This is a genomic window from Legionella saoudiensis (genome assembly GCF_001465875.1).
In the GTDB taxonomy this organism is placed as follows: Bacteria; Pseudomonadota; Gammaproteobacteria; order Legionellales; family Legionellaceae; genus Legionella; species Legionella saoudiensis.
This window is the reverse complement of sequence record NZ_LN901324.1, coordinates 366,028-391,059: the sequence shown is the minus strand read 5'-3', so window position 1 is coordinate 391,059 and position 25,032 is coordinate 366,028. Positions and strand designations below refer to the sequence as shown.

The following is a 25,032-nucleotide window of genomic DNA, read 5'->3' as shown; positions in this document are numbered from 1 at the left end:
TTAGACATCACACTTCTGCGCCCACACTCGAAGCATCGCATTTTCTGCTTTATGTAAATGATAATTCACTTCTCGAACTTCAACTCCATAATTTTCTTGTTGAAGTTGCAATAAAACAGGACCTAAAAAATCTGAGTTTTTGCCTTCGCGATCGATAAGCGGAAAAATTCGTACTTCTTTCGCTACTCGAGCTAATTCACGGATTACATTTAAATGAAAATCTACTGTTTGATCCTCTAAATCAGCAAAAAGATAATGAGCGCTTAACGCAAAATCAAAAGAAAAATCGGGATAAGGAAGATGATAATCCGCAGCACCATAATAACGCCCTTCGGCCTTACCCTGCTCATAATCAGCAAAGAATTCTTTCATGCCTTTTTGGCGCTTCTCAATGAGCTGCTCCAAACTACCGTATTCACTAAAATCAAATTTATCCTGAGCTTTTTGTACTTCCTCTACCATTTCAGAAAAAATCATCACGGCTTTAGAAGATAAGGTATCTTTATCTAAAACAAACAAAGGATCACAACTTACAGCTTCATGCGCTTCATGAACTTGTTGCGCATTGACTGCACTTGGGCCACATCCATACTCTAAAATTCGAGAATTCATATCTTCTTGAGATAAATCAAACATCTCACGATACTCATCAACACTGTGTCCCCAGAGCACTAACTTCCGCATAAGCAACTCTCCTTAATAATATAAATCTGAATTGTAATCTGGGTAAGGGCTTTGCATGAACGATTATTCCTGCGCGCTCCATCCAGGCTACAACAGCATTAGGCATTCCACTCTTATGTACGCCCCATAACTTTGGCTTAAGATTAGGCGATTTTTTTAATCAGGTAAAGGAGCTTTTTATAAAATAAATATCAAAGCTGGATGAAAAAAAAACACGATATGCATCGTGTTCATCCCATCCTGCCTTAATGCAGGGTAGGATTTTAATTCGATATTAGACTCAACTATTTCAGTACAAGACCTTCATTACGAATAACTGCATCAGCAAACTCTTGGACCCTCTGCTCTCTGGCTGAAGGGGCAAAGAAGCTATAGGCTGTCTTACCACCACTAACAAGACCCATTGCAGCACCAACAGCTGTAGTGGCAATCATTGCCCCTTGAAAATTACCTAAAAACGCATTAACAATTGCGGTAATTAATGTGCATGGACCTGTAATGGCTCCAACGGCTAACCCAATACCCAAGCCAATTGCCGCTCCAACCATACAGCCTACTGCGACCGCAGCAAGGCCCAGTATTAAACTTGCAAGCACCTTATTTCCGACACGCCAATGTCTTCCCCAGCACATATTTGCTTCAGCATAATCAGTAGCCGCAGTAAGAATAACTTCCAGACTTACGTTGGGGCTATAAATAATTTTAAGGAAGTCTATTGTATTTTTTGCAACCTTTAATGCTTCCGCATTTTGGATAAGAGTAATGCTTTTTCCTAAACAAATTTCAAAATTTAATTCTTCCTTTAATACAGATATTAGCGCTAATAAATAATAATGAAGCGCATTATCCCCTGATGCTTGATCTAAAACCTTGTGCAGCTCTAGAAAATAGCCATTCATGCCCAAAGAATTAATTGCCATATAAAGCTGTTTGTCGTGAGCTGCTGCCTTATTAAGGATTTTCTGACATTTCGTGTAAAAATTTTCCAAGCCGGTATGCCCATCAGCAATATATGCTTGAGCACAATCCTTAAGCTCTTGAACTAGAAGATTTTGCTCTGGGTGAGTTGTTAAATAAGCATCCAGTATTAATGTAAAGTTGCAATAGTGTTCCAGGTCCATTTTCTTATAATTATAAAAAGTATGGGTAACCCCATATAAAACATGTTCTGGAACAGCAGCGGTCAACTGAGCATGCCGCCAATTAATTACTTCCAAAATTTCTTTTTCTGTATTATTTGCAATGAGATGGCCCCCATAGTGAAGATTTCTTTCCTCAAAGGGGATCGCCCTATTTTTTACCCATGACAAGATTTCCTTATATGCATCAATTTGTTGGCGCCTTAATGTATTTCCATCACTACCAACATCATGCTCATCCGCATCAAGAATAGCTAGGGTCTTAGCCTCCCCAAGCCGAAACAGTGCGGGATGCTCAACCTCGGGCCGAATTTGTCCACTATGCTGGACATCATACCAGCCAGGCAAGGCTTCCACCTCAACCTTTGTGGCCGCATGGAATTTAGGAATGAACGCATCCCATCCCGCAAAACCTAACCCTCTCTCATGTAAGGTTACATGGGCATATTTAACTTGCTCACAATCACTCAAATTATGAACCATATTCGCAATGAATAAATTGCCACCAATGGCGGTAGACCAACGAAAATTACGCGGAACCAACTCATGCAAATCGACAGTAATGCGAATTCGAGCCTTTAACTCAGGATCAGCATGAATTTTTTTAATTGCCCATAAAGCAGAAAAACAGCCATGGGAATGAGCAATAAAATTAATTTGGATGTTTTCTCTTTCATCCAAAGATTCCATTTCTTTTTTTAAGTCGTTGATAAATGCATCAGCCAAACTTTGTATTCCAAACGCAAATAGCCCTCCGTGACTTTGGCAGCCATCATAAGCTAATAAGGTTGTTTTACTCATATTAACGTTAGAACGAAGGCTCTCATAGAGCTTATCATTTTTGCGAATATAATCCGTACCACAAAAAAAACCGATTATCATTTTCGTCATAAATAAATGCTACCGTGCTGGAAGTCTGTGCCCATTTTAATCAAGATAGCGTATGCTAACCTTAACGCGATAAATTTTCATCTTTCTTTAATAAATTCATGTGATTAATGACACCAATATCATCCAAAGTGACTTTATTTTTTCCGTTTTGCTACCAAGATAAGCCAACTGAGATCCTTTACATCTTTATGCGAATACGGGTTTATTAACCAGTAACTAGATAGAACCAAAAAGCGAAAAAATTCTGGTTACAACTTCGATGCGATTGGGTATAGTTAGTACATTTACAAAAATTACAGGAAGTCATCTATGTATACAGGGCCAAACTACCAATTGGGCGAAACCTATGATCTTTTACGAGACAGTGTACGCCAATTTGCTCGTACCGAAATCGCTCCCTTGGCTGCAGAAATTGATGCCAGCAATACTTTTCCCAATCATCTATGGCAAAAATTAGGCGATATGGGCCTATTGGGTATTACCGTCAGTGAAGAGTACGGCGGAGCCAATATGGGCTACTTAGCTCATGCCATTGCCATGGAAGAAATTTCTCGTGCCTCAGCCTCTGTAGGCTTAAGTTATGGTGCTCACTCCAATTTATGTGTTAATCAAATATATTTAAATGGCAATACTACGCAAAAAGAAAAATATTTGCCTAAACTTATTAGCGGAGAATATGTTGGCGCTCTAGCAATGAGTGAATCCAATTCAGGTTCTGATGTAGTCAGTATGCAATTACATGCTCAAGCTTCCGGCGACAAATTCATTCTCAATGGCACCAAGATGTGGATTACCAATGGTCCTGATGCGAATGTTTTAGTAGTTTATGCTAAAACAGACAAGCAGGCAGGCAGTAAAGGCATCACGGCGTTTTTAATTGAAAAAGGCATGTCCGGATTTAAAACCGCTCAAAAACTAGATAAGCTAGGGATGCGTGGCTCAAATACCTGTGAATTGGTTTTTGAACAATGCGAAGTTCCTGCAGAGCAGGTTTTAGGCGAAGTAAATCAGGGTGTTAAAGTATTGATGAGTGGTCTTGACTACGAACGTACTATTCTTGCGGCAGGTCCTGTAGGCATTATGCAAGCTTGCATGGATGTTGTTCTACCTTATGTGCATGAACGCAAACAGTTTGAACAACCTATTGGTGAATTCCAATTTATCCAAGGCAAATTGGCGGATATGTATACAGATTTAAATGCAAGTAGAGCTTATTTATATGCAATTGCTAAAGCCTGTGATGGTGGGAACGTCAGCCGTAAAGATGCTGCAAGTGTGATTTTGTATACTGCAGAAAAAGCAACACAAATGGCATTACAGGCAATCCAAATTCTAGGTGGCAATGGATACATTAATGAGTATCCAACAGGTCGTCTATTACGTGATGCTAAGCTGTATGAAATTGGGGCTGGCACTTCTGAGATTAGAAGAATGCTTATTGGACGAGAACTTTTTAAAGAAACAGCATGAGGAATATCGACATGGATCAGAATGATATAGTAATTGTTGCAGCCAAAAGAACACCTATGGGAGGTCTCTTAGGAACTCTTTCTGCACTAAGCGCACCAGAATTAAATGCAATTGCTCATAAAGCCGCTTTAGAGCAGGCAGGCATTAATCCTGCAGAAATTGAAGAAGTAATCAGTGGTTGCGTACTCCAAGCAGGTATTGGCCAAGCGCCAGCCAGACAAGCCGCAATCAAAGCAGGTATTCCAGATTCAGCAGGTGCAACAACCCTTAATAAAATGTGTGGTTCAGGTATGAAAGCAGTCATGTTGGCTCATGACTTAATTAAAGCAGGTTCAGCAAATATCGTTTTAGCTAGCGGTATGGAAAGTATGAGCAACGCCCCCTACCTTTTGCCTAAAGCACGTGCGGGATACCGTTTGGGGCATGGCGAAGTGAAAGACCATATGTTTCTTGATGGACTTGAAGATGCCTATACTCGCGGACAACTCATGGGATGCTTTGCGGAGGAAACTGCAGCACATTTCCATTTTAGCCGCGAACAGCAAGATGAATATGCAGCTCAATCAATGAGTAAAGCGCTAAAAGCGATTGAAAGTGGTGCTTTTGCTGAAGAAATTGCTGGCGTAACCATTAATACTCGCAAAGGGGATGTCAGCATTACTACGGATGAGGGCCCTGATGCCGCTAAACTGTCTAAAATCGCGCAATTAAAACCTGCATTTAAATCAGATGGTACTGTCACTGCCGCCAATTCAAGCTCTATTTCTGATGGCGCAGCCAGCTTAATTCTCATGACCGCAGCACAAGCAGAAAAACGGGGTATTCGCCCTCTAGCCCGCATTGTTGCTCATGCGACTCATGCACAAGCTCCTCAATGGTTTACTACGGCGCCAATCGATGCAATTCGCAAAGTAATGAACAAAGCAAATTGGAAGCAAAACGATGTAGATTTATACGAAATTAATGAAGCGTTTGCAGTAGTTGCTATGGCAGCTATTCAACAACTTGAATTAAATCCAGAACAAGTTAATATTCACGGCGGAGCTTGTGCTTTAGGCCACCCAATCGGTGCTTCTGGTGCCCGTATTCTAGTTACCCTACTTCATGCTCTGAAGCATCAAGGTAAAAAACGCGGGATTGCTGCATTATGTATTGGTGGTGGAGAAGCAACAGCAATGGCGATTGAATTGGTATAAGGCCTGCTATTATGGCAGCTTTACCAACGCTTATAAGAAAGCGGGCTGTTAACGGCATCAACTCAAAAACACCGAAGCTTTGTGAAGCAGAGACCGTAGGACTGTTAAGCCCAGCAGTGTAAGCTGCATAGCATGTTTGCTGGGCTTAACAGCCCAGCCTACGTTTTTTAAGTTGACACCATTAGCTGTGCCGTTGATAAAAATAATAACCTTTGAAGGAAGTACATGCTACGACAAAGTCTTATCTATCTGGGACTTAGTATCCTGGTAGTCATATTTGCAAAATACGCCCATCTTATCGTCGTTTATGTTGATATGTTTTTTACTTATGTGAATGTAAAATTAACGCCTATATTCAGTCAAACTGGCTGGGGGCTGGTAATTCGTAAAATTCTAGTATTGGTACTTCTACCAGTTACTCTGACAGCCATTCCAGCGCTCTTATATAAAGCAATTAAAGGCAGCGAAATGCCTCACTTTATTGCAATCACATGGACCATTTGGACGGTAATCGTTTTAAGCGATATTTTGGTACGTTAAGGACTAAAGCATGGCAAAGTTAATCAGTCAAATTAATACAGGCAGTCAAGAGTTCAAAGAAAATCAAGCTGCAATGCAAGCATTAGTTGATGACCTGCAAAGCCATATTGAACGCATAGTGCTTGGCGGTGATGAAAAAGCTCGTGCCAGACATCTAAAGCATGGGAAATTATTACCCAGGGAACGCTTACAACAATTGCTTGATCCAGGAAGTCCTTTTCTGGAACTTTCCCAATTAGCAGCTTTTGAAGTATATGATGACTTAGTACCTGCGGCTGGAATTATTACTGGTATTGGCTGGGTTTCCGGAGTGGAGTGCGTCATTGTCGTGAACGATGCAACGGTTAAAGGCGGCACTTATTATCCCCTCACCGTTAAAAAGCATTTACGCGCCCAAGAAATTGCGCAAATGAATAACTTGCCGTGTATTTATTTGGTTGACTCTGGAGGTGCCTTCTTACCCCATCAAGATGAAGTATTTCCTGATAGAGATCATTTTGGCCGTATCTTTTTTAATCAAGCACAAATGTCCGCACAAAACATCCCTCAAATTGCTGTAGTGATGGGCTCGTGTACTGCGGGAGGTGCCTATGTACCTGCAATGGCTGATGAATCCATTATGGTAAAAAACCAAGCCACTATTTTCCTCGGCGGACCGCCTCTAGTCAAAGCAGCGACTGGAGAAGTAATTAGTGCCGAAGAATTAGGCGGTGCTGAAGTACACTGCCGACACTCAGGTGTATCTGATCATTATGCAGAAAATGATGCGCATGCATTGCATCTGGCCCGAGTTGCAGTTACCAATTTAAATCGAAAAAAAGAAATACCCATAAAACGTATAGAAACGATTGCTCCACTGTATGACAGTAAAGAACTTACAGGTATTGTTCCCTCTGATCCAAGAAAACCTTTTGATATACGAGAAATCATTGCACGCATTGTTGATGGTTCTGAGTTTGATGAATTCAAAGCGCTTTTTGGTATCACTTTGGTGTGTGGCTTCGCCCATTTATATGGTTATCCAGTGGGAATTATCGCCAATAATGGCATCCTCTTTAGTGAAAGCGCTCTTAAGGGAAGTCATTTTATTGAATTATGCTGCCAACGAAAGATCCCATTAATCTTTTTGCAAAACATCACCGGCTTTATGGTGGGATCTAAATATGAGGCTTCTGGTATTGCCAAACATGGGGCTAAAATGGTGACTGCTGTTGCTAATGCCAATGTCCCCAAATTTACTGTTATTGTCGGCGGCAGTTTTGGTGCAGGAAATTACGCCATGTGTGGGCGTGCTTACTCACCTCGTTTTATCTGGTCCTGGCCTAATTCGCGAATTTCCGTAATGGGCGGAGAGCAAGCAGCAAATGTTCTAGCTCAAGTTAATCGTGATAAACTCGTAAAACAAGGTCATGAATGGTCTGTAGAAGAAGAGGAGCAATTTAAAAAACAAATGCGCTCTCAATATGAAACTCAAGGTCATCCCTACTATGCGAGTGCACGTTTGTGGGATGACGGCGTGATTGCCCCACAAGATACACGTAAAATATTAGGCTTGGGTTTGTCTGCCGCCTTAAATGCCCCTATTGAACCAACACGCTTTGGCGTATTTCGCATGTAAGGGATAACACGTGAGCGACTTATTATTTGAAATCCAAAATCATCTTTGTTTGCTGACATTAAATCGCACCAGTAAACATAATGCCTTTGATAACACTGTATTAGCAGAGATGCAAATCAAGCTTGATGCTGCAATTGCTGATCCACAAGTGCGCATTATTATCATTAAGGCAAATGGCAAACATTTTTCTGCAGGCGCTGATCTGGGATGGATGCAAGATATGGCCCGTTTTAGCGAAGAAGAAAATCTTAAAGACGCTATGGTTCTCGCACGTTTAATGTTTACATTAAATCAAAGCCCTAAACCAACATTAGCTATGGTGCATGGAGCCGCCTTTGGTGGTGGTGCCGGATTGGCTGCGGCTTGCGATATAGCCATTGCAGCAACTTCTGCGCGCTTTTGTTTTTCGGAGGTAAAATTAGGATTAATTCCTGCGGTTATTAGCCCCTATGTAGTGAATGCTATTGGCGAGCGCAATGCAAAAGCTTTATTCATGAGCGCAGAGGTATTTGATGCCAGTAAAGCGCTAACATTAGGTTTAGTACAACACTGTGTTACCGAAGAGGAATTATTAGATTTCACCTTAAATTATGCTAAACAAATTAGTAATAATGCGCCAGAAGCGGTTAAAGACTCTAAAAAATTGGCGGCTCATGTGGCTAATCAACCAATCGACGAAGAGTTGCTTTATTACACCGCCTCATTGATTGCTAAAAAAAGAGTATCGCCTGAAGGACAACAAGGTCTTAATGCGTTTTTGAATAAAGAAACACCTAACTGGAATTAGAGGCTTGCATGTTTAATAAAATTCTTATTGCTAACCGCGGAGAAATTGCCTGCAGAATAATCAAAACAGCACGCTCTATGGGCATTCATACAGTAGCGATTTATTCTTCCGTAGACAAAGATAGCCTTCATGTACGTAGTGCTGACAGTGCCTATTACGTGGGTGAAGCAGCTGCTAAAGATAGCTACTTAAATACTGATGCCATTATCCGTGTCGCCCAAGAAAGTGGTGCTCAAGCCATTCATCCAGGCTATGGTTTTTTATCTGAGAATCCTGAGTTTGCCCAAGCATGTGAAGATGCAGGAATTATCTTTATCGGCCCGTCTGTAGCTGCCATGGAAGCCATGGCTTCGAAGCAATTAGCCAAGCAGCTTCTGGAAAAATCTCATGTCCCTCTGACTCCGGGTTATCATGGTAGCGAGCAATCAGAAGAGCACCTACTTAACGAAGCAAAAAAAATTGGCTTTCCAGTTTTAATTAAAGCAGCAAATGGTGGTGGCGGTAAAGGGATGCGTACCGTTTCTTCTGAAGAAGAGTTTAGTGCTGCTTTAGCTGGAGCAAAACGTGAATCAATGGCAAGTTTTGCTGACGATACGATGATTATCGAAAAATTGGTTTTGCATCCTCGTCATGTGGAATTGCAAATTATGGCTGATAATCATGGCAATGTAGTCCACATATTTGAACGTGATTGTTCCATTCAACGCCGCCATCAAAAAATTATAGAAGAAGCTCCTGCTCCGAATCTCTCCCCTGCTTTACGTAAAAAGCTAGCGGACGCGGCTTGTGAGGTTGCTCGTTCCATACAATACCGGGGTGCTGGTACCGTAGAATTTTTGGTGGATTCCCAAGAACAATTTTACTTTATGGAAATGAATACGCGGTTACAGGTTGAGCATCCTGTTACCGAAATGATTACCGGTCTTGATTTAGTTTCTTGGCAATTAAAGATTGCTGCCGGAGAGCCCTTGCCACTAACTCAAGAGGAAATAAAATCCCAGGGACATTCCATTGAATGCCGTATTTATGCCGAAGACCCCTATAATGAGTTTATTCCTTCTATAGGGCAAATTCATTTTTTAAAAGAACCAAGTGGAAAAGGTATTCGTATTGATACTGGTGTTGAATGCCATTCTCAAATTACCATGTATTATGATCCCATGATTGCCAAGCTTATTGCTTGGGGTGCAAATCGTGAAGAAGCATTACAACGCTTAGAGCAAGCCTTAGATCATTACTATATTGGCGGTTTAAAAACCAATATTCCTTTCCTTAAAGCAATCTGCCAACACCCAAAATTTAGTAATGCAGAACTAAGTACTGACTTTTTAGCTAAAGAATCGATTCAGCTAGCAGCTCCTGATAAAGAAATTGCGCAGCTTATGGCAATAAGCTTTGATTATTTAAATACCATCAAAGAAATTACCGATCCCCTATTACGCGATGCTTTTTCTTGGCAAGCTCATGGCCTAGGCAATTGGGTATACCGCTATCAAGATGATGAAGGACAAGTTGATGCCACGATTACCCCTATTAACGCCAGCCAATTTAAGGTAAAAATTAATGAACAAGAACAGAATCTTCGCGTATCCTTAAACGGGATGCAACTGACGATTGAATTGAATCAAAGAAAATACACAGCCATTGTAGACAATAAAAGAGAAGCGTTAACCTTATATACTACCCAAGGTCACATTACTCTTGAGCGATTTAACTGGAATGCACTAGGTGCGCACTCATCAACACATAAAGGCCAATTAACTGCACCTATGCCCGCAACGGTAGTAGCTATACTAAAAAATATAGGTGAGCAAGTTAAAGCAGGGGATCGCCTCATTGTGCTAGAAGCCATGAAAATGGAGCATACTATTCATGCCCCAAGTGATGGAGTTCTCGCTGATATTTTTTATGCGGTAGGCGCGCAAGTTAATGAAGGTGAAGAGCTATTATCTTTAAGCGACCCTAATTAATTCTTGATGATGGTTATCACCTAATTCAACTATAACAGTGAACACAAAGAGATAAATATGGACTATCCACAGCGCGTGACAATTATCGAAGTAGGACCACGTGATGGACTACAAAATGAATCTGCTTTTGTGTCCAGTAAGCATAAAATTGAGTTAATCAATGCGTTGAGTCAAACGGGTTTGGAATATATTGAAGTCACCAGTTTTGTGTCTGCAAAAGCCATTCCCCAGTTAGCAGATAATGAGGAAGTCTTTCGTGCGATCAATAAAGTACCGTCTATACATTATTCAGCATTGGTCCCCAATGAACGGGGCATGCAAAAAGCATTAGAGTCCGGCGTTAAAGAAATCGCGGTATTTACTGCGGCCAGTGAAGCGTTTAATGAGCGCAACATTAATTGTTCTATTGATGAAAGCATTGAGCGCTTTAAGCCTGTTCTTGCGTTAGCTAAAGAACACCACATTAAGGTGCGTGCTTATATCTCTTGTGTTTTAGGCTGTCCTTATGAAGGCAGCATTTCTCCTGCTCAAGTAGTTAATGTGACACAAAAGCTTTGGGATTTGGGTGTAGATGAAGTGTCTTTAGGAGATACGATTGGTGTAGGCACACCGAAGCAAACCCAATTACTTTTAGATGAAATACTTAAAATACTACCTTTAGAACAATTAGCAATGCATTTTCATGATACCTATGGTCAGGCTATCGCCAATATTTATGCCTCATTACACCATGGAGTCCATCGTTTTGACAGTTCCGTTGCCGGTCTTGGTGGTTGTCCTTATGCCTTGGGGGCTACGGGCAATGTGGCAACGGAAGATGTTTTATACCTAATGCATGGTTTAGGAATAGAAACTGGCATTGACGTATTTAAAATTGTAGCTGTAGGTGATCTTATTTGTAAGATTCTCGGTCGCAAAAATCAATCAAAAGTTGCCAATGCCTTATTGGCAAATCCTTGTAACTAAATAGGGTTGAATCGATAAGTCGCTTTAAATGGGTGCATCTTTTAGGCGAAATGGAAACAACCCAAGAAATAGAGAATAAAAGAATGAGTGAGTTAGTATGGAAACCTCAAAACCCCCAAGCTACAAGAATGTGTCAATTTATGGATTTTGCTGCCGAAAAGCATTGCCAAGTTTTTGAAAGCTATCAGGATTTACACACTTGGTCTATTAAGCATCCAGACTCATTTTGGTTAACCTTATGCGATTTTTTTCATTTAAAATTTGATATGCCGCCCCATCAAATTTTAAATTATTACAGTGACATGATGGAGGCGCGTTGGTTCTCGGGAGCCAAATTCAATTTTGCGCAAAAACTTTTATCTCGACGAGATGATCACATCGCCTTAATCAGCAGGAATGAGAATGATGAGCGCCACGTAATGACCTACGCAGAATTATATGCTGCTGTAGCACAATGTGCTGCAGGTTTAGCAGCTGCTGGAGTCATTAATGGGGATCGTGTTGTTGCTTTAATGCCTAATACTCATTACACCATTATTGCCATGTTAGCTGCAACCTCTCTGGGGGCAATATGGTCTTCTTGTTCACCTGACTTTGGTACCCAAGCGGCCATGGATCGCTTAGGGCAAGTTGACCCTAAAGTCTTATTTATTTGTGATGGTCATCAATATAATGGTAAAAAATTTAGCGGTTCGGAAAAAATTAAGCAACTTAGTTCGGCAATGACCACACTGAAACATACCGTCATCTGTCCTAATATTAATGAACGAATTGATTTAGCAGACTTACCTAAAGCCAGTTATTGGGATGAGTTTCTAAAACCTGCCAAAGAATGTGAATTTGCCTCTGTTCCCTTTGAGCACCCGCTTTATATTATGTTTTCTTCAGGTACTACTGGAAAACCTAAATGCATCGTTCATGGCGCTGGAGGCACCTTAGTTCAACATATTAAAGAATTAGGATTGCATACGGATCTACAAGCTAAAGATAATTTATGCTTTTATACAACCTGCGGTTGGATGATGTGGAACTGGACTGTCTCCGCCTTAGCATTAGGAGTTACTCTAACCTTATATGAAGGTTCCCCTACTTACCCGGAAAGCAATCGTCTGTTCAAACTACTTGAAGAAGAAAAGGTTACTGTTTTTGGCACCAGCGCCAAATTTATTTCTAGTGTTGAAAAAGCTGGAGTCAAACCGAAAGAAGAGTTTAATTTAAGCGCTTTGCGTTGCATTCTTTCCACCGGTTCACCTTTACTACCTAAAAACTATGATTATGTCTACGAACAAATAAAAAGTGACCTCCAATTGAGCTCTATTTCTGGCGGTACCGATATTATTTCCTGTTTTGCTCTAGGCAATCCTATGTTGCCAGTTTACCGCGGAGAACTACAATGCTTAGGATTAGGAATGGCAGTTGAGGTCTTTGATGATGAAGGGAACTCCATTCAGCAAGAACGAGGAGAATTAGTATGTACTATGCCTTTTCCATCAATGCCCGTTGGTTTTTGGAACGATAAGCATCGCGAACTATATCATCGTGCCTATTTTGAGCATTTCCCTGGTGTTTGGGCCCATGGTGATTTTGCAGAGATAACTGCCAATCACGGCTTAGTTATTTACGGTCGCTCCGATGCAATATTAAATCCAGGCGGAGTACGCATCGGTACTGCGGAAATTTATCGCCAAGTAGAAAAAATTGATGAGATCCTCGACAGCATTGTAATTGGTCAAGATTGGGAAGATGATGTTCGCGTAGTCTTATTTGTTAAACTACGTGAAGGTATCGAGTTAACTAAAGAGCTGATGAATAAAATCCGTTTAATCATTCGCCAAAATGCCTCCCCCCGTCATGTTCCCGCTAAAATAGTCCAGGTCAATGATATTCCTCGCACCATTAGTGGAAAAATAGTTGAGGTAGCTGTGCGACAAGTGGTGCACGGCTTGCCGGTAAATAACGTACAATCCTTAGCTAACCCTCAAGCCCTGGAAGACTATAAAAATCGCAAAGAGCTTATGAGTTAAGTATTCTTCGTGCGCAAAACGCTCATATAGCTGGGCGTTTGCGCATGTAGCGTTCACGACATATGTAAATTCCGTCATTGCGAGCCATGGCGAAGCAACCCAGAACGATGCTTCGTTAAGACTCAGTACTGGGTTGCTTCACTTTGTTCGCAATGACAGTAGTTTTTTATTTAATTTTAATAGAATACATACAGCGTAAACGCTTACCTAATTTTTTAATTGATCGCTTCCTGCACATTCTATAATTGCAAGTTTGTCTAGGTAATTAAGCAAGCTTTTTAAATAGTAACCGTACACACAAAAGCATTTGCGTAATTATCGCCTGTTTTAACGGTATTAAGCACTTGCTCATTATTGGTCTGAAACTTCCCTTGTCCTAAATAGAAAAAGCGATAACCGCATTCTAAAGGAATGCTATCAGGTGAGTTCACGTAGCGAAGACTTGCCCCCACTGTTGCAGCAAATGTAGTGTTATTTCGGCCGGAAAAGGCACGATCAGGGATAACGAAGGCCGCCAATGCCTCCTCTTTATAATGGCTTGCACTCATGAAATTGGGACCAATCCCTGCATCAAAAGCTAACTTCACCTTTTCAACCTTGGTATCAAGTACCGTTTTAGCAACAAAATAAAGTGGAATATGTTGTACTTTGTAGCGATAAGAAAGATTGGTAAATTCCTCTTCTTGAATTATGTACCCACGAACAGAAGTTTGGCCTAAGAAAAAGGCATCAATTCCATAAGAAATTGGGAAGCGTCCTTGAATTATGGGGCCATCAAGCAAATACCCCAACCCAACAAGACCATTACCTTGATTATGCGTAGTTACCGTATAGCGATTACCGATTAAATTCTCGGTCATATGGATTGTTTGTGCCTTTCCTTGAATCGCAGAATATCCCCCGATTTGAGCAAGGAAATGGCCTTTAAAAGCTGAGCTTACAGGTCCCATTGTACCTGCAAATGCTGCGGAACAACTCAAAGTAGAGAACAATGCTAAGATTGCTGCGTGGTGCTTCGTGTTACCCAAATACATGGAACATCCTTGTGACAAAAAGGAAAAATCATACAATGTAGCGAACTGTTCTGGCAATAGATTTTAGAGGTAATTGACGTAGTTTTTAAGTTCGTTGCCCCGTAACTGCCAAAATAATCCTTTGTTTAAGCAAACAGTTTGTGTATAATTCTAAACATGGCGTCGATTTGAAATTCAGCTTGCGGACGCTCAAAAAAGTCTTCTTTTTTGAAAATACGGCTAAAGCGGGTAGTGAACATCATTCCCTCCAAAGCGTCCCGCAAGCATAAATACGTAATCTCAGGTTATAATAATGATCGAATTAATAGGATTAAACAAATCCTTTTCTGGCAAACCTGTCCTGCAGGACATTAACTTGTTCATCCAAGAAGGTGAAATTTTTGGCATCATTGGTAAAAGTGGTGCAGGGAAATCCACCTTATTAAGGTGTATGAATCTACTGGAGCGTCCGGATCAAGGCGATGTTGTCATTGACGGACAATACCTAACTAGTCTTTCACGCAAAGATTTAGCACGTGCACGTCATAAGATGGCAATGATCTTTCAGCAGTTTAACTTGCTTAGCTCGAAAACAGTCTATGATAACATTGCCCTACCCATGCGCATCCAAGGCATAGATGAAGAAGCCATCCGCATTAAAATTGAAGAGCTATTGCCTATTGTTGAACTGACCGATAAAAAATTAGCTTACCCAAGTCAACTAAGTGGTGGCCAAAAGCAACGTGTAGCAATTGCACGTGCCTTAAGCTGTTCACCTAAAATATTGCTTTGTGACGAAGCAACCTCTGCTTTAGATCCTGAAACCACGGATTCAATTTTAGCGTTATTAAAAAAGATTAATGGTCTTTATGGAATTACCATTATTCTGATTACCCATGAAATGGATGTAGTAAAACGTATTTGCAAACGACTTGCAGTTATTGAACATGGTCGTCTGACTGAAACAACTTCTTTAGCCAATGTATTTAACAAAAAAGACAGTATGGCCCGCAGTATGCTTTATGCTCAATTGAGTCCAGAGCTTCCAGAATGCTTAACTAGCCGGCTTGCCTCTTATGTTACAGATAAGCCTTTACTGCGTTTATTTTTCCAAGGTGAGGAAGCAACTGTTCCATTCATTAGCCAAACTAGCCGTGAATTAAATCTGGATATCAATATATTACTAGCAAACATTGATCGCTTTGATACGGTAACTTGTGGCGTTTTAATCGTTGAGTTAACTGCTCATCCCTTATTACTCGAAGCCTTTATTGAGCGTTGTGAGCAAGCAAAATTAACTGTGGAGGTTTTAGGTTATGTCCTTCCCGATGGCATATGATTTATTAATTGCAACAGGTGAAACGCTTTATATGGTGATTACCAGTACTGTATTTGCAGTATTACTGGGCTTACCCTTAGGCACCCTACTCTATTCGTCGAATCATATAAAGCACATGCCCAAATTACATAAGGCCTTATCTGTTTTTATTAATATGGCACGCTCCATACCTTTTATTATATTACTAGTGGCGATCATTCCATTTACTCGGCTCATTGTGGGTACTTCAATTGGGATGAACGCAGCAATCGTACCCTTAACTTTAGGTGCAATTCCTTTTTTTGCCAGGCTTGTTGATAATGTCTATCAAAGTTTACCCAATGGACTTATCGAAACAGGTTATGCGATGGGTGCGAATACGAAACAAATTATTTTTCATATTTTGCTTCCCGAAGCCAAACCCGCATTAATCCACGCAATCACTGTTACCGCAATTACTTTAGTAAATTACTCGGCAATGGCCGGTACAGTAGGCGCTGGAGGGCTGGGTACTTTAGCAATTAACTACGGTTATCAACGATTCGATGCAGGAGTTATGCTCGCCACTGTAATCGTGTTAATAATTATGGTGCAGTTAACACAAATGTTCGGTGATTATTTAGCAAAACGTTTTGTACATAATTAATTATTGGAGTTGTAGATGCGGATTTTAACTTATATAGTTTTATTATTTAGTCTTGTTGCATGCAATAAGCCTTCCCCTAATACATTAGTTGTAGGAGCAATTGCTGGGCCTGAAACAGAGCTCATTGAAACAGCGAAAGAAGTTGCTCAAAAAAAATATGGAATTGATGTTAAAATTGTCTCTTTTAACGACTACAACTTACCGAATGAAGCATTACAAGATGGAAGCTTAGATGCCAATGTCTATCAACATCTACCCTATCTTCAAGCAGCAATTAAGGCACACCATTATAATATCGAAACAATTGGTCGCACTTTCGTTTACCCTGTAGGTATTTACTCTAAGAAATTCAAAAATTTAAATGACTTACCTGAAAAGGCAGTGATTGCGGTGCCTAATGATCCTAGTAATGAATTACGCGCCTTACAATTATTAGAAAAAGCTCATTTAATTACACTAAAAAATAATGAGAGTAGTGGTTTAAAAGATATCGCTACAAATCCTCATGGTTTTCAATTTAAAGAGATGGATGCGGCACAATTGCCAAGAGTATTGCCTGATGTAGACGCTGCGGTTATTAACACCACCTTTGCTCTACCAGCAGGTTTAACGCCATCACATGATGCGCTGTTTACTGAGGATAAAGACTCTCCTTATGCTAATGTCATAGTCATTCGCAGTGACAGCCCTAAAAAGGCGCAACTGGAACTATTTGTGAAGGCACTGAATTCAGAGGAAGTAAAAGAAAAAGCGAAAACTTTATTCGGTGATGCAGCCCTTCCTGCCTGGTAAATAACCAGCTTAGCCATTGAGAGTCACGTCATCCCAAGCTTCGTGAGGGAAAAGCTGGAATAAATACGTGCCCCATTCAGAAGAGCCTTCGTCGTAAACTCCTCTGGATGACGTCCCTTTAATGCCTCTGTGCCTCAGTGATTCGTCATCCCGAGCATAGCGAGGGATCTCCTGAGGCAGGCGGGAATTAATTCGTGCCCCATTCAGAAGATCCTTCGTCGTAAACTCCTCTGGATGACGTGCCTTTAACGCCGCTTTGCCTAAGTGAGCCGTCATCCCGAGCATAGCGAGAGATCTCCTGAGGCTGGCAGGAATTAATTCGTGCCTCATTCAGAAGCTCCTTCCCGCTAAATACCTCTGAGTGACGTGCCTTTAACGCCTCTTGGCCTCAGTGTTTCGTCATCCCGAGCATAGCGAGGGATCTCCTGAGGCTGGCAGGAATTAATTCGTGTCCCATTCAGAAGCTCCTTCGTCGTAAACTCCTCTGGATGACGTGCCTTTAAACGCCTCTTGGCCTCAGTAATGCGTCATCCCGAGCATTGCGAGGGATCTCCTGAGGCGGGCAGGAATTTAATTCGTGCCCCATTCAGAAGCTCCTTCCTCCTAAACACCTCTGAATGATGTGCCTTTAACGCCTCTTGGCCTCAGTGATTCGTCATCCCGGGCATTGCGAGGGATCTCCCGAGGCGGGCAGGAATTTAATTCGTGCCCCATTCAGAAGCTCCTTCCTCCTAAACACCTGAATGATGTGCCTTTAACGCCTCTTGGCCTCAGTGATTCGTCATCCCGAGCATTGCGAGGGATCTCCTGAGGCTGGCAGGAATTTAATTCGTGCCCATTCAGGAACCTCATTATATACTCTCCTCAGGGTGACGGGCTTAATACTTAAATAATTAAAAATAAACCCAAGTTACAAGTAAGCTAACTTCCTTTTCACATCCAATATCTTAATCCTACCTTAATAAAAAAAGTGTTATACTTAATTTAATATCAAGCATAGAGGTATGAAATTATGGCTACTGGTTTTTTCAATCGTGTTGCAGAGGCCCTACGAGATAAGTTAACTCCATCAGCTCCCTTAATTGGTGGTCCTGATTTAAACCCCGTAAAACCTGAAGACCGTCGCCTACTAAATAAGTTTATTGGTGATCGAGTCACTCATCCACGATTTAGTCCTCAGGCAATGCAACAGGTTGACGAGGAGTATGAGGGTTATCTACCTAGCATTGGTTTAGGGTCAAATGCTAAATTAGCTATGGATGCCATGGACAAATATGCTGCTAGCCGCATTGATGATGTTCTAAAGTTAGACAAAGCACAAACACCTGATGGCGCTTTGGTTCATGAACTGTTAAGTGATAAAGATCCTGCCAAAAAAGCAGCCATTAAAGCAGTAAAAGACGGGTTTAATGAAGTATTAGGCGGCGAGGATGTTGAAAAAATCCAGAAGGAATATAAAGAATCAATGGTGGCTTTCCAAAAATTAATAGAAGGCCCCAAAAAGTACCACGCACAAGAAGCTAAGGGATTATTAGAAGACATTTCTAACTCTGGCCGCAACGCCATTGAAGCGCAACAACAAAAAGAAATTGATGATCTGGAAACTCTATTTCAGGATGAAGATTTTCAAGCGCATCTGACAACAGCACTTAACCTCCCTGAGGATGAGGAGGAAAATGCCGAGGCTTTAGCCGCTGTTAAAGAAAGCATGCTTGAGGATTTGAAAGAGAGGCATAAAACACAGTTAGAGGAATATAACAAAGAAGTTCAACAAGCTGAAATCACCTTACATAAAGCTGCAGAGCAACAGTTAAAAGCCTTTTTATTTATGGCTGATTTGCATAGAAATGATCCTAAAATGCAGGCCATGATTGATAGCCTTGCTAGAGCGAATCGGCCAGATGCAGACGATGTGGTTATAGATATTGGTAAAGATAGGACCACGGTAAGCTGTGTCAACCTTGATCAGTTGAAGTTCATTCAACGGCTGGGTGGAGGAGAAATAAAACGTAAAGATGAGGATGGCAATCTTACCTATTCATTAGATATGGGGATGAAGTTTAGTAATCCCCGTTATTATTTTAATGATCATCATAAAAAAGACATGCTGACAATGGCACAAGCAATCCGTGCTTCTGGCTCAGAAACTATTACCATGTCACTGACGTTTCAAAACCAAAAAATTGCGGAAGAAAGAGCACGTGAAGCTTTTGAGGCTTGTTTAAAAAGCGGTTTTCCTCCCGAAAAAATCAACATCAAGGTTAACGGTACACTCTATACCTATGAACCCAAAGAAGAAGACGGTAAAAAAGTAAATGCAGCCATTTCAAGCCTTTATTTTGATGATAAGAATCCAGATAAAAGTAAAAGAGCACGATATGAGGCGGCTATCAAACATGGAGCAGAGGATAAGAAAGCTTTAGATGATCTAATCCAAAAAAGGATGGATAAACTTATTGGTCCAGAGCGTGATCTTGCATCAATCAAAGCAGATCTGGAAGAAATGAAACGTAAAGGACGTGAAGTTGAAATGGGGATGGCTCCATTAGAACATGATGCAGATGATGATGAAGAAGAAATAGTAGTGCCAACGCACAGTGGATAAACTTTGTTCCAGAGCGTATAACGCTAACTTTTTCTTCATAATTAGAGGTGCTCAAAAAATATCACTGTCCCTGAGTCCTTAATTCTGTTATTTTATACGCGAAAATAACGGGTTAAGGCTAAAAGGAGATGGCTATGAGTGCTCGTGGTTTTGATGAAGAAGAAAATGAACTGGAAGATTATAGCGCCAGCGCTACAATCGCTACAGAAGCAAATCCCTCTACAAAGTTGGAACGTAGACGAAAAATAGAGGAATTACTGGAAGAAAAACTCTTAAGAGAAGAGCTGGCAGAATTCGGCTAATTTTAAACCTGAGTTAGACTATATGAGCTTAACTCAGGTTGCTATTCCCTTCTATCCCTGATATTCAATGTAAGCGTTCATGAGATATGCAAATTTCGTCATTGCGAACCCAGAACGATCCTTCGTTAAGACTCAGTACTGGGTAGCTTCACTTTGTTCGCAATGACAGCAATTTTTTATTTAATTTTAGTAGAATACATACAGCGTGAACGCTTACTATTTCAATTAATAAACAGTTAATTATACGGCGCTTAATTAGCCTCTATTGGCTTCGTTCATGATTGTTGCCCTTTATAGATCAACGTGTTTAGTTAGGTGTGTATATATCAAAGCGTACAGTCTTACCTTCAATATTCGCATTGGCCGGTAATAAAGGTTTTATTTTTTGCGGCCATTTCACCACAACCTTTTGTTTTACTTTGGTAATGGCTGTTTCGATTAACTCTAATGCATCCTCATCAGCGCCTATCATTTGTTGCAAAGCTTGCATGTCCTTTTTTACTAACGCGGATTTGCTGCGTTCAGGATGCATTGGGTCGATGTAAATAACATCAGGATATGCTGCTTCCGGTAATTTCTTTAAAAAAGACAATGTATTACCGGCTTGTAGTGATAATTGTAAGTACTGTTTATCCTGCTCGTCTTGACGAGATAAAGCATCTGCCAATAGAGCAGCCATCACTGGATGCCGTTCTAACATTAGTACTTGCGCACCAAAACTGGCCAAAACGGCCGCATCACGTCCCCAACCAGCGGTCGCATCGATAATCCTTAGACCCGGCACAGGCTTACATGCCCTTACTAGCCCCTGCTTTTTCCCTTCTTGCCTGCGTTTAAGCCAGTGCGTTGCATGAAAATCAGGAGAAAGTAATGAAAAACGATGCATTTTTAAAGCAAGCCCATCCTCACTTAGAAAAAGACAAGGATTTGCATCCTTGTCTAAATCAAAATGGAGCTGTTCTGCCAAAACCAGGGCTTGGTCACGTAAATTATCATCAGCATAACCTACGGCAGAAACAGTAATCATGCGAGCTGTAATAAAGAAATATCAGCAACGCCCTGCAGTAACTTTTGTAGGCTCGCTAGTAAGGCTAAACGATTTGCTTTGATTGCCTCATTGTCGACCATTACCATAACTTTATCAAAGAAGGCATCAACAGGCTCTTTAAGACTTGCTAATAGCTTCAATAGATCTCCATAATTTGCAGATGCGTACAAAGGATCTACTGCCTGTTTTACTTGATTAATGTGGTTAAACAAAGCCTTTTCAGCCCCTTCCTCCAGTAAAGATTCATTAATCGTAGCAACTAATGCCTGTTCTCCAGCATGATTCAATAAGTTATTTACACGCTTACATGCGGCTGAAAGCGACGCAGCTTCTGGTAGTGTAATAAAGGTTTGTAATGCGCATAAACGCTTATCTAAATCATAAAGCCAATCATCTTGGCGCGCGCGTACCGCATGAACTAAATCCACACTCAAACCCTGAGCCTGATAATAAGACTGTAAACGTTCCAGGATAAACGGTTTTAACTCAAGAATTAAATTCGGATCAATAGTTAACGTCTTCCCATAATGTACGACTGCTTGCTCAATGAGCATGTCTAAGCTTAAAGGCGCAGAAGTTGCAATTAACAACCGTACCACCGCTAAAGCATGACGTCTTAATTTAAATGGATCTTTTGCACCGGATGGCTTTTGCCCAATTGCAAAAATTCCTACTAAAGTATCAATTCGGTCTGCTAAAGATAAAGCCAAGCCTAAGGTAGACTCCGGTAATGCATCTGCAGCAAAACGTGGCATGTATTGCTCATTCAAGGCTTGCGCAACCGCTGGGCTTTCACCATCATGCAACGCATAATAATAGCCCATTAAACCTTGCAACTCTGGAAATTCACCCACCATTCCTGTTAACAAATCACACTTGCTTAGCTCTGCCGCACGTCCAGCCTGATTTAAAGACAAATCCAATACAGGACTTAAATAGCTCATCATCAATTTAACACGTAATGCTTTATCCTGAAGACTACCCAGCTTAGCTTGAAAAACAACATGTTCTGTTGCGGCAATATGAGTACTTAGGGGTTGTTTTTTATCTTGTCTAAAGAAAAACTCGGCATCGCTTAAACGAGCACGCATTACCTTTTCATTGCCCAAAATAACTTGTTGCGGATTTGTGCTTACAATGTTCGATACAGTAATAAAATGAGGCAATAACTTTCCTTGCTGATCTTTTAAAGCAAAACACTTTTGATGCGATTGCATCGAAGCAATTAAGGATTCAGCAGGAACTTCAAGAAACTTTTCTTCGAAGTTTGCCATTAAGGCCTGAGGCCATTCAACAATGGATGTAACCTCATCCAGCAAATCATCTGGCATTACCGCAGTAGCCTGGCGTGTAGCAGCCAGTTTTTCAATTTGCTCTTTGATTACTTGCTTTCTAAGCGAAAAATCGGCAAGAACCAGCCCTTCTCTCATTTGCGCTTCATAGCTTTGTGCAGAGGTAATTTCTATTGGCTGTGGATGGTGGAAACGATGTCCCCGGCTGTGACGGCCCGTTTTGATACCTAATAGTTGATGCTCAATTACCTCATCGCCATACAACATGACAGCCCAATGCACCGGACGGGCAAACTCCTCATCACCATCGCCCCAACGCATAGGTTTTGCAATGGGCAAGGCGGCTAAGGCTTGGCTGACTAATTCGGGCAATAATTGCGTTGTTTTTTTTCCATCGCTATGGCTTTCATAAATAATCCAATCTCCTTTATCCGTAGCGATACGAGAAAGCTGTTCCAACTCCACGCCACAAGATTTAGCAAAACCAAGTAATGCTGGAGCGGGTTTCCCATCTTTGTATGCAGCAGCCACCGCAGGACCTCTCCGGGTCACGAGTTGGCTTTTTTGTTCTGCTTGTAAATCTTGAATGATCAGAGCAATACGTCGCGGAGTAGCAAAACGTTTTACCTGCCCATAACTTAATTGTGCTTTATCTAAAGCAGCTAATAACTGATTTGCAAATTCGTCTGCCAGAGGCCAAACGGAACCAGAAGGTAACTCTTCGCAACCTAATTCAAAAATAAAATCATTGACCATTACACACCTTTTGCCATAGGGAAGCCCAATGCTTCACGTGCCTCATAATAAGCTTGCGCTACCGCTCTTGATAATTGCCGTACACGTAAAATATAGCGTTGTCTCTCAGTAACAGAAATCGCCTTACGTGCATCAAGAAGATTAAACGAGTGAGATGCCTTAATCACCATCTCATATGCAGGAAGTGGTAATTGCAACGCAATTAACTTTTGCGCCTCTCCTTCATAATAATCGAATTGCTTAAATAACTCGTCTACATTGGCATGTTCAAAATTGTAAGCAGACATTTCCACTTCGTTTTGATGGAACACATTTCCGTAGGTCACCATGCCATTTGCCGTATTGCTCCATGGCAAATCAAATAAATTATCTACGCCCAGAATATACATTGCCAATCGTTCAAGCCCGTAGGTTAATTCACCGGTTACAGGTTTACATGGCAAGCCTCCAGCTTGTTGGAAATAAGTAAATTGAGATACTTCCATGCCATTTTGCCATACTTCCCAACCTAAACCCCAGGCCCCTAGTGTAGGCGATTCCCAGTTGTCTTCCACAAAACGGATATCATCAGCTAAAGGATCAACACCCAATGCACGCAAGGAATCCAAATATTTTTCTTGAATATCTAAAGGAGACGGCTTTAGCACAACCTGAAATTGATAATAGTGTTGCACTCTATTTGGGTTATCTCCATAACGACCATCAGTAGGCCTTCTGGAAGGCTGTACGTAGGCAGCATACCAGGGCTCTGGCCCTATTGCGCGTAAAAAAGTTGCTGGATGAAAAGTACCTGCGCCTACTTCCATATCAAAGGGTTGCAAGATAACGCATCCTTGAGCCGCCCAATATTGTTGCAGGGTGAGAATAATATCCTGAAATGTAGTTGGTTTTGTCATGAAAATCTCAAAAAAAAGCGATGGTGATTATTTTAACGCAGAATATATGAAATATGAACTGTAACTCGACCTATGCAGGAATAACCAGCACGGAGAACCACTAAGATGAAGTTAAAGGAAAATACTGATGCTTCGTCATTGCGAGGAACGTAGTGACGAAGCAACCCAGGAATATGGAACACGAATCCGGGTTGCTTCACTCCGTTCGCAATGACGACAGCTTCATAACGACAGTGGTACTAAGGCCTACAGCTCATACAATTCCAAGAATTATATATTAGGCTTAATTGCCAGCTGCTTTCTTAATTAACTCTTGCAATGATTCTTCGCTCGCAGCACCAGGAATGAATGAAGGCTCAGTGCCTGCTTTAAATTGGCCATCTGGAGTAGAAGCAACGATAAATGCAGGGGTTCCCATCAAATGCAATTTTTCAGCTAATGCGCGGTTTGCTTCTAATATTTGAGCAACTTCTTTGCTATCCATATCAGTTTTGAATTTCTTCATGTCTAAACCAACTGACTTAGCTGCATCCATAACCATCTTATCATTTAAGCGCTTATCAATGCTTATCAATGCATGATGCATTTGTTGGTATTTGCCTTGCATACCAGCCGCTAAAGCTGCTTTTGAAGCTAATTCTGAGCTCTTACCAAAAATTGGGAATTCTTTGTAAATTACTCTTAAGTCGCTGTCTTTTTTAAGTAGGCTGCTGATAACAGGTGCCATTTTTTTGCAATGTATGCATTGGTAGTCAAAAAATTCAACAATAGTTACATTGCCTTTTGGGTTACCAACGATTGTGGTTTTGCCCATGAACAATTGGTCAGTATTTTCTTTAATAGCAGATTGTGCTTGTTGCTGCATGTTTTGTTGTTGTTTTTGTTGCAGCGCTTGTGATGCTTCTAGCAATACTTCTGGATTAGCTACTAAATAATCATGCACAACTTTTTCAACTTCTTTTTTTTGTGCATCAGACATAGCAGGAGCAGTATTATCATCTGCCATTACTGCAGGTGATACTAAAGATGCTGTTAGCGCTCCAACTGTTAATAGATTTGTAAATTTCACACAATTCCCC

Annotated in this window: 20 protein-coding genes; 13 read left to right on the top strand and 7 right to left on the bottom strand. The window is 41.0% G+C overall.

Annotated features, from left to right (window positions below; genetic code table 11):
- Positions 1-684 carry a class I SAM-dependent methyltransferase gene (locus BN3124_RS10755; RefSeq protein ID WP_058534802.1) on the bottom strand — a complete coding sequence of 228 codons (684 nt, stop codon included), beginning with the start codon at positions 682-684 and terminating at the stop codon, positions 1-3.
- Positions 685-968: 284 nt separating this feature from the next.
- Positions 969-2,714, bottom strand: a complete 1,746-nt coding sequence (locus BN3124_RS10750; protein WP_058534801.1) for a glycine zipper family protein — start codon at positions 2,712-2,714, stop codon at positions 969-971.
- 309 nt (positions 2,715-3,023) lie between these two features.
- On the opposite strand from BN3124_RS10750, the gene BN3124_RS10745 reads away from it, so the two are divergent.
- From BN3124_RS10745 to BN3124_RS10710, 8 genes are all read left to right on the top strand, one after another.
- The gene (locus tag BN3124_RS10745) at positions 3,024-4,184 is read left to right on the top strand and encodes an isovaleryl-CoA dehydrogenase (protein ID WP_058534800.1); all 1,161 of its coding nucleotides are present in this window, start codon (positions 3,024-3,026) and stop codon (positions 4,182-4,184) included.
- An 11-nt stretch (positions 4,185-4,195) separates the two neighbouring features.
- Positions 4,196-5,380 (top strand): acetyl-CoA C-acyltransferase, encoded by a 1,185-nt coding sequence (locus tag BN3124_RS10740; protein ID WP_058534799.1) that lies wholly within the window; start codon positions 4,196-4,198, stop codon positions 5,378-5,380.
- 225 nt (positions 5,381-5,605) lie between these two features.
- A complete protein-coding gene (locus tag BN3124_RS10735) occupies positions 5,606-5,920 on the top strand; it encodes a hypothetical protein (protein ID WP_058534798.1) in 315 nt (104 codons plus the stop codon).
- 10 nt (positions 5,921-5,930) lie between these two features.
- Positions 5,931-7,538 carry a carboxyl transferase domain-containing protein gene (locus BN3124_RS10730; RefSeq protein WP_058534797.1) on the top strand — a complete coding sequence of 536 codons (1,608 nt, stop codon included), beginning with the start codon at positions 5,931-5,933 and terminating at the stop codon, positions 7,536-7,538.
- A 10-nt stretch (positions 7,539-7,548) separates the two neighbouring features.
- Positions 7,549-8,325 carry an enoyl-CoA hydratase-related protein gene (locus BN3124_RS10725; RefSeq protein ID WP_058534796.1) on the top strand — a complete coding sequence of 259 codons (777 nt, stop codon included), beginning with the start codon at positions 7,549-7,551 and terminating at the stop codon, positions 8,323-8,325.
- A gap of 8 nt (positions 8,326-8,333) precedes the next feature.
- Positions 8,334-10,295: an acetyl-CoA carboxylase biotin carboxylase subunit gene (locus BN3124_RS10720; RefSeq protein ID WP_058534795.1), complete on the top strand. Its 1,962-nt coding sequence runs from the start codon at positions 8,334-8,336 to the stop codon at positions 10,293-10,295.
- Positions 10,296-10,352: 57 nt separating this feature from the next.
- A complete protein-coding gene (locus BN3124_RS10715) occupies positions 10,353-11,261 on the top strand; it encodes a hydroxymethylglutaryl-CoA lyase (RefSeq protein ID WP_058534794.1) in 909 nt (302 codons plus the stop codon).
- 83 nt (positions 11,262-11,344) lie between these two features.
- A complete protein-coding gene (locus tag BN3124_RS10710) occupies positions 11,345-13,285 on the top strand; it encodes an acetoacetate--CoA ligase (RefSeq protein WP_058535874.1) in 1,941 nt (646 codons plus the stop codon).
- 278 nt (positions 13,286-13,563) lie between these two features.
- Here BN3124_RS10710 and BN3124_RS10705 read toward each other — a convergent pair whose 3' ends face one another.
- Positions 13,564-14,319, bottom strand: coding sequence for a hypothetical protein (locus BN3124_RS10705; RefSeq protein WP_058534793.1), 756 nt, complete (start codon positions 14,317-14,319; stop codon positions 13,564-13,566).
- A gap of 292 nt (positions 14,320-14,611) precedes the next feature.
- Between BN3124_RS10705 and BN3124_RS10700 the strand changes: the two genes are divergently transcribed.
- From BN3124_RS10700 to BN3124_RS17200, 5 genes are all read left to right on the top strand, one after another.
- Complete coding sequence (locus BN3124_RS10700; RefSeq protein WP_058534792.1) at positions 14,612-15,637, top strand: methionine ABC transporter ATP-binding protein; 1,026 nt, start codon at positions 14,612-14,614, stop codon at positions 15,635-15,637.
- Entirely contained in the window at positions 15,615-16,262 is a 648-nt protein-coding gene (locus BN3124_RS10695) for a methionine ABC transporter permease (RefSeq protein ID WP_058534791.1), read from the top strand. The genes BN3124_RS10700 and BN3124_RS10695 overlap by 23 nt, the downstream gene beginning before the upstream one ends.
- Before the next feature lie 15 nt (positions 16,263-16,277).
- Positions 16,278-17,054, top strand: coding sequence for a MetQ/NlpA family ABC transporter substrate-binding protein (locus tag BN3124_RS10690; RefSeq protein WP_058534790.1), 777 nt, complete (start codon positions 16,278-16,280; stop codon positions 17,052-17,054).
- A 1,012-nt stretch (positions 17,055-18,066) separates the two neighbouring features.
- Positions 18,067-19,659 carry a hypothetical protein gene (locus tag BN3124_RS10680; protein ID WP_058534788.1) on the top strand — a complete coding sequence of 531 codons (1,593 nt, stop codon included), beginning with the start codon at positions 18,067-18,069 and terminating at the stop codon, positions 19,657-19,659.
- Positions 19,660-19,793: 134 nt separating this feature from the next.
- Positions 19,794-19,961, top strand: coding sequence for a PA3496 family putative envelope integrity protein (locus BN3124_RS17200; RefSeq protein WP_196398924.1), 168 nt, complete (start codon positions 19,794-19,796; stop codon positions 19,959-19,961).
- Positions 19,962-20,268: 307 nt separating this feature from the next.
- On the opposite strand, the gene BN3124_RS10675 is transcribed toward BN3124_RS17200, so the two are convergent.
- The 4 genes from BN3124_RS10675 to BN3124_RS10660 all read right to left on the bottom strand — a co-directional run bounded on the left by BN3124_RS10675 (position 20,269) and on the right by BN3124_RS10660 (position 25,022).
- Positions 20,269-20,988 carry a class I SAM-dependent methyltransferase gene (locus BN3124_RS10675; RefSeq protein WP_058534787.1) on the bottom strand — a complete coding sequence of 240 codons (720 nt, stop codon included), beginning with the start codon at positions 20,986-20,988 and terminating at the stop codon, positions 20,269-20,271.
- Positions 20,985-23,057, bottom strand: coding sequence for a glycine--tRNA ligase subunit beta (gene glyS, locus BN3124_RS10670; RefSeq protein WP_058534786.1), 2,073 nt, complete (start codon positions 23,055-23,057; stop codon positions 20,985-20,987). The genes BN3124_RS10675 and glyS overlap by 4 nt, the downstream gene beginning before the upstream one ends.
- Positions 23,057-23,953: a glycine--tRNA ligase subunit alpha gene (glyQ, locus tag BN3124_RS10665; RefSeq protein ID WP_058534785.1), complete on the bottom strand. Its 897-nt coding sequence runs from the start codon at positions 23,951-23,953 to the stop codon at positions 23,057-23,059. Before glyQ ends, glyS begins: the two co-directional genes overlap by 1 nt.
- Before the next feature lie 283 nt (positions 23,954-24,236).
- Entirely contained in the window at positions 24,237-25,022 is a 786-nt protein-coding gene (locus BN3124_RS10660) for a DsbA family protein (RefSeq protein WP_058534784.1), read from the bottom strand.
- Between the last annotated feature and the right edge of the window lie 10 nt (positions 25,023-25,032).

Coding starts and splice junctions, on each gene's coding strand:
- BN3124_RS10740 (WP_058534799.1), top strand. CDS start 4,196: ATGGATCAGAATGATATAGTAATTGTTGCAGCCAAAAGAACACCTATG.
- BN3124_RS10705 (WP_058534793.1), bottom strand. CDS start 14,319: ATGTATTTGGGTAACACGAAGCACCACGCAGCAATCTTAGCATTGTTC.
- BN3124_RS10735 (WP_058534798.1), top strand. CDS start 5,606: ATGCTACGACAAAGTCTTATCTATCTGGGACTTAGTATCCTGGTAGTC.
- BN3124_RS10755 (WP_058534802.1), bottom strand. CDS start 684: ATGCGGAAGTTAGTGCTCTGGGGACACAGTGTTGATGAGTATCGTGAG.
- BN3124_RS10710 (WP_058535874.1), top strand. CDS start 11,345: ATGAGTGAGTTAGTATGGAAACCTCAAAACCCCCAAGCTACAAGAATG.
- glyS (WP_058534786.1), bottom strand. CDS start 23,057: ATGGTCAATGATTTTATTTTTGAATTAGGTTGCGAAGAGTTACCTTCT.
- BN3124_RS17200 (WP_196398924.1), top strand. CDS start 19,794: ATGAGTGCTCGTGGTTTTGATGAAGAAGAAAATGAACTGGAAGATTAT.
- glyQ (WP_058534785.1), bottom strand. CDS start 23,953: ATGACAAAACCAACTACATTTCAGGATATTATTCTCACCCTGCAACAA.
- BN3124_RS10745 (WP_058534800.1), top strand. CDS start 3,024: ATGTATACAGGGCCAAACTACCAATTGGGCGAAACCTATGATCTTTTA.
- BN3124_RS10680 (WP_058534788.1), top strand. CDS start 18,067: ATGGCTACTGGTTTTTTCAATCGTGTTGCAGAGGCCCTACGAGATAAG.
- BN3124_RS10675 (WP_058534787.1), bottom strand. CDS start 20,988: ATGATTACTGTTTCTGCCGTAGGTTATGCTGATGATAATTTACGTGAC.
- BN3124_RS10750 (WP_058534801.1), bottom strand. CDS start 2,714: ATGACGAAAATGATAATCGGTTTTTTTTGTGGTACGGATTATATTCGC.
- BN3124_RS10690 (WP_058534790.1), top strand. CDS start 16,278: ATGCGGATTTTAACTTATATAGTTTTATTATTTAGTCTTGTTGCATGC.
- BN3124_RS10730 (WP_058534797.1), top strand. CDS start 5,931: ATGGCAAAGTTAATCAGTCAAATTAATACAGGCAGTCAAGAGTTCAAA.
- BN3124_RS10695 (WP_058534791.1), top strand. CDS start 15,615: ATGTCCTTCCCGATGGCATATGATTTATTAATTGCAACAGGTGAAACG.
- BN3124_RS10715 (WP_058534794.1), top strand. CDS start 10,353: ATGGACTATCCACAGCGCGTGACAATTATCGAAGTAGGACCACGTGAT.
- BN3124_RS10720 (WP_058534795.1), top strand. CDS start 8,334: ATGTTTAATAAAATTCTTATTGCTAACCGCGGAGAAATTGCCTGCAGA.
- BN3124_RS10700 (WP_058534792.1), top strand. CDS start 14,612: ATGATCGAATTAATAGGATTAAACAAATCCTTTTCTGGCAAACCTGTC.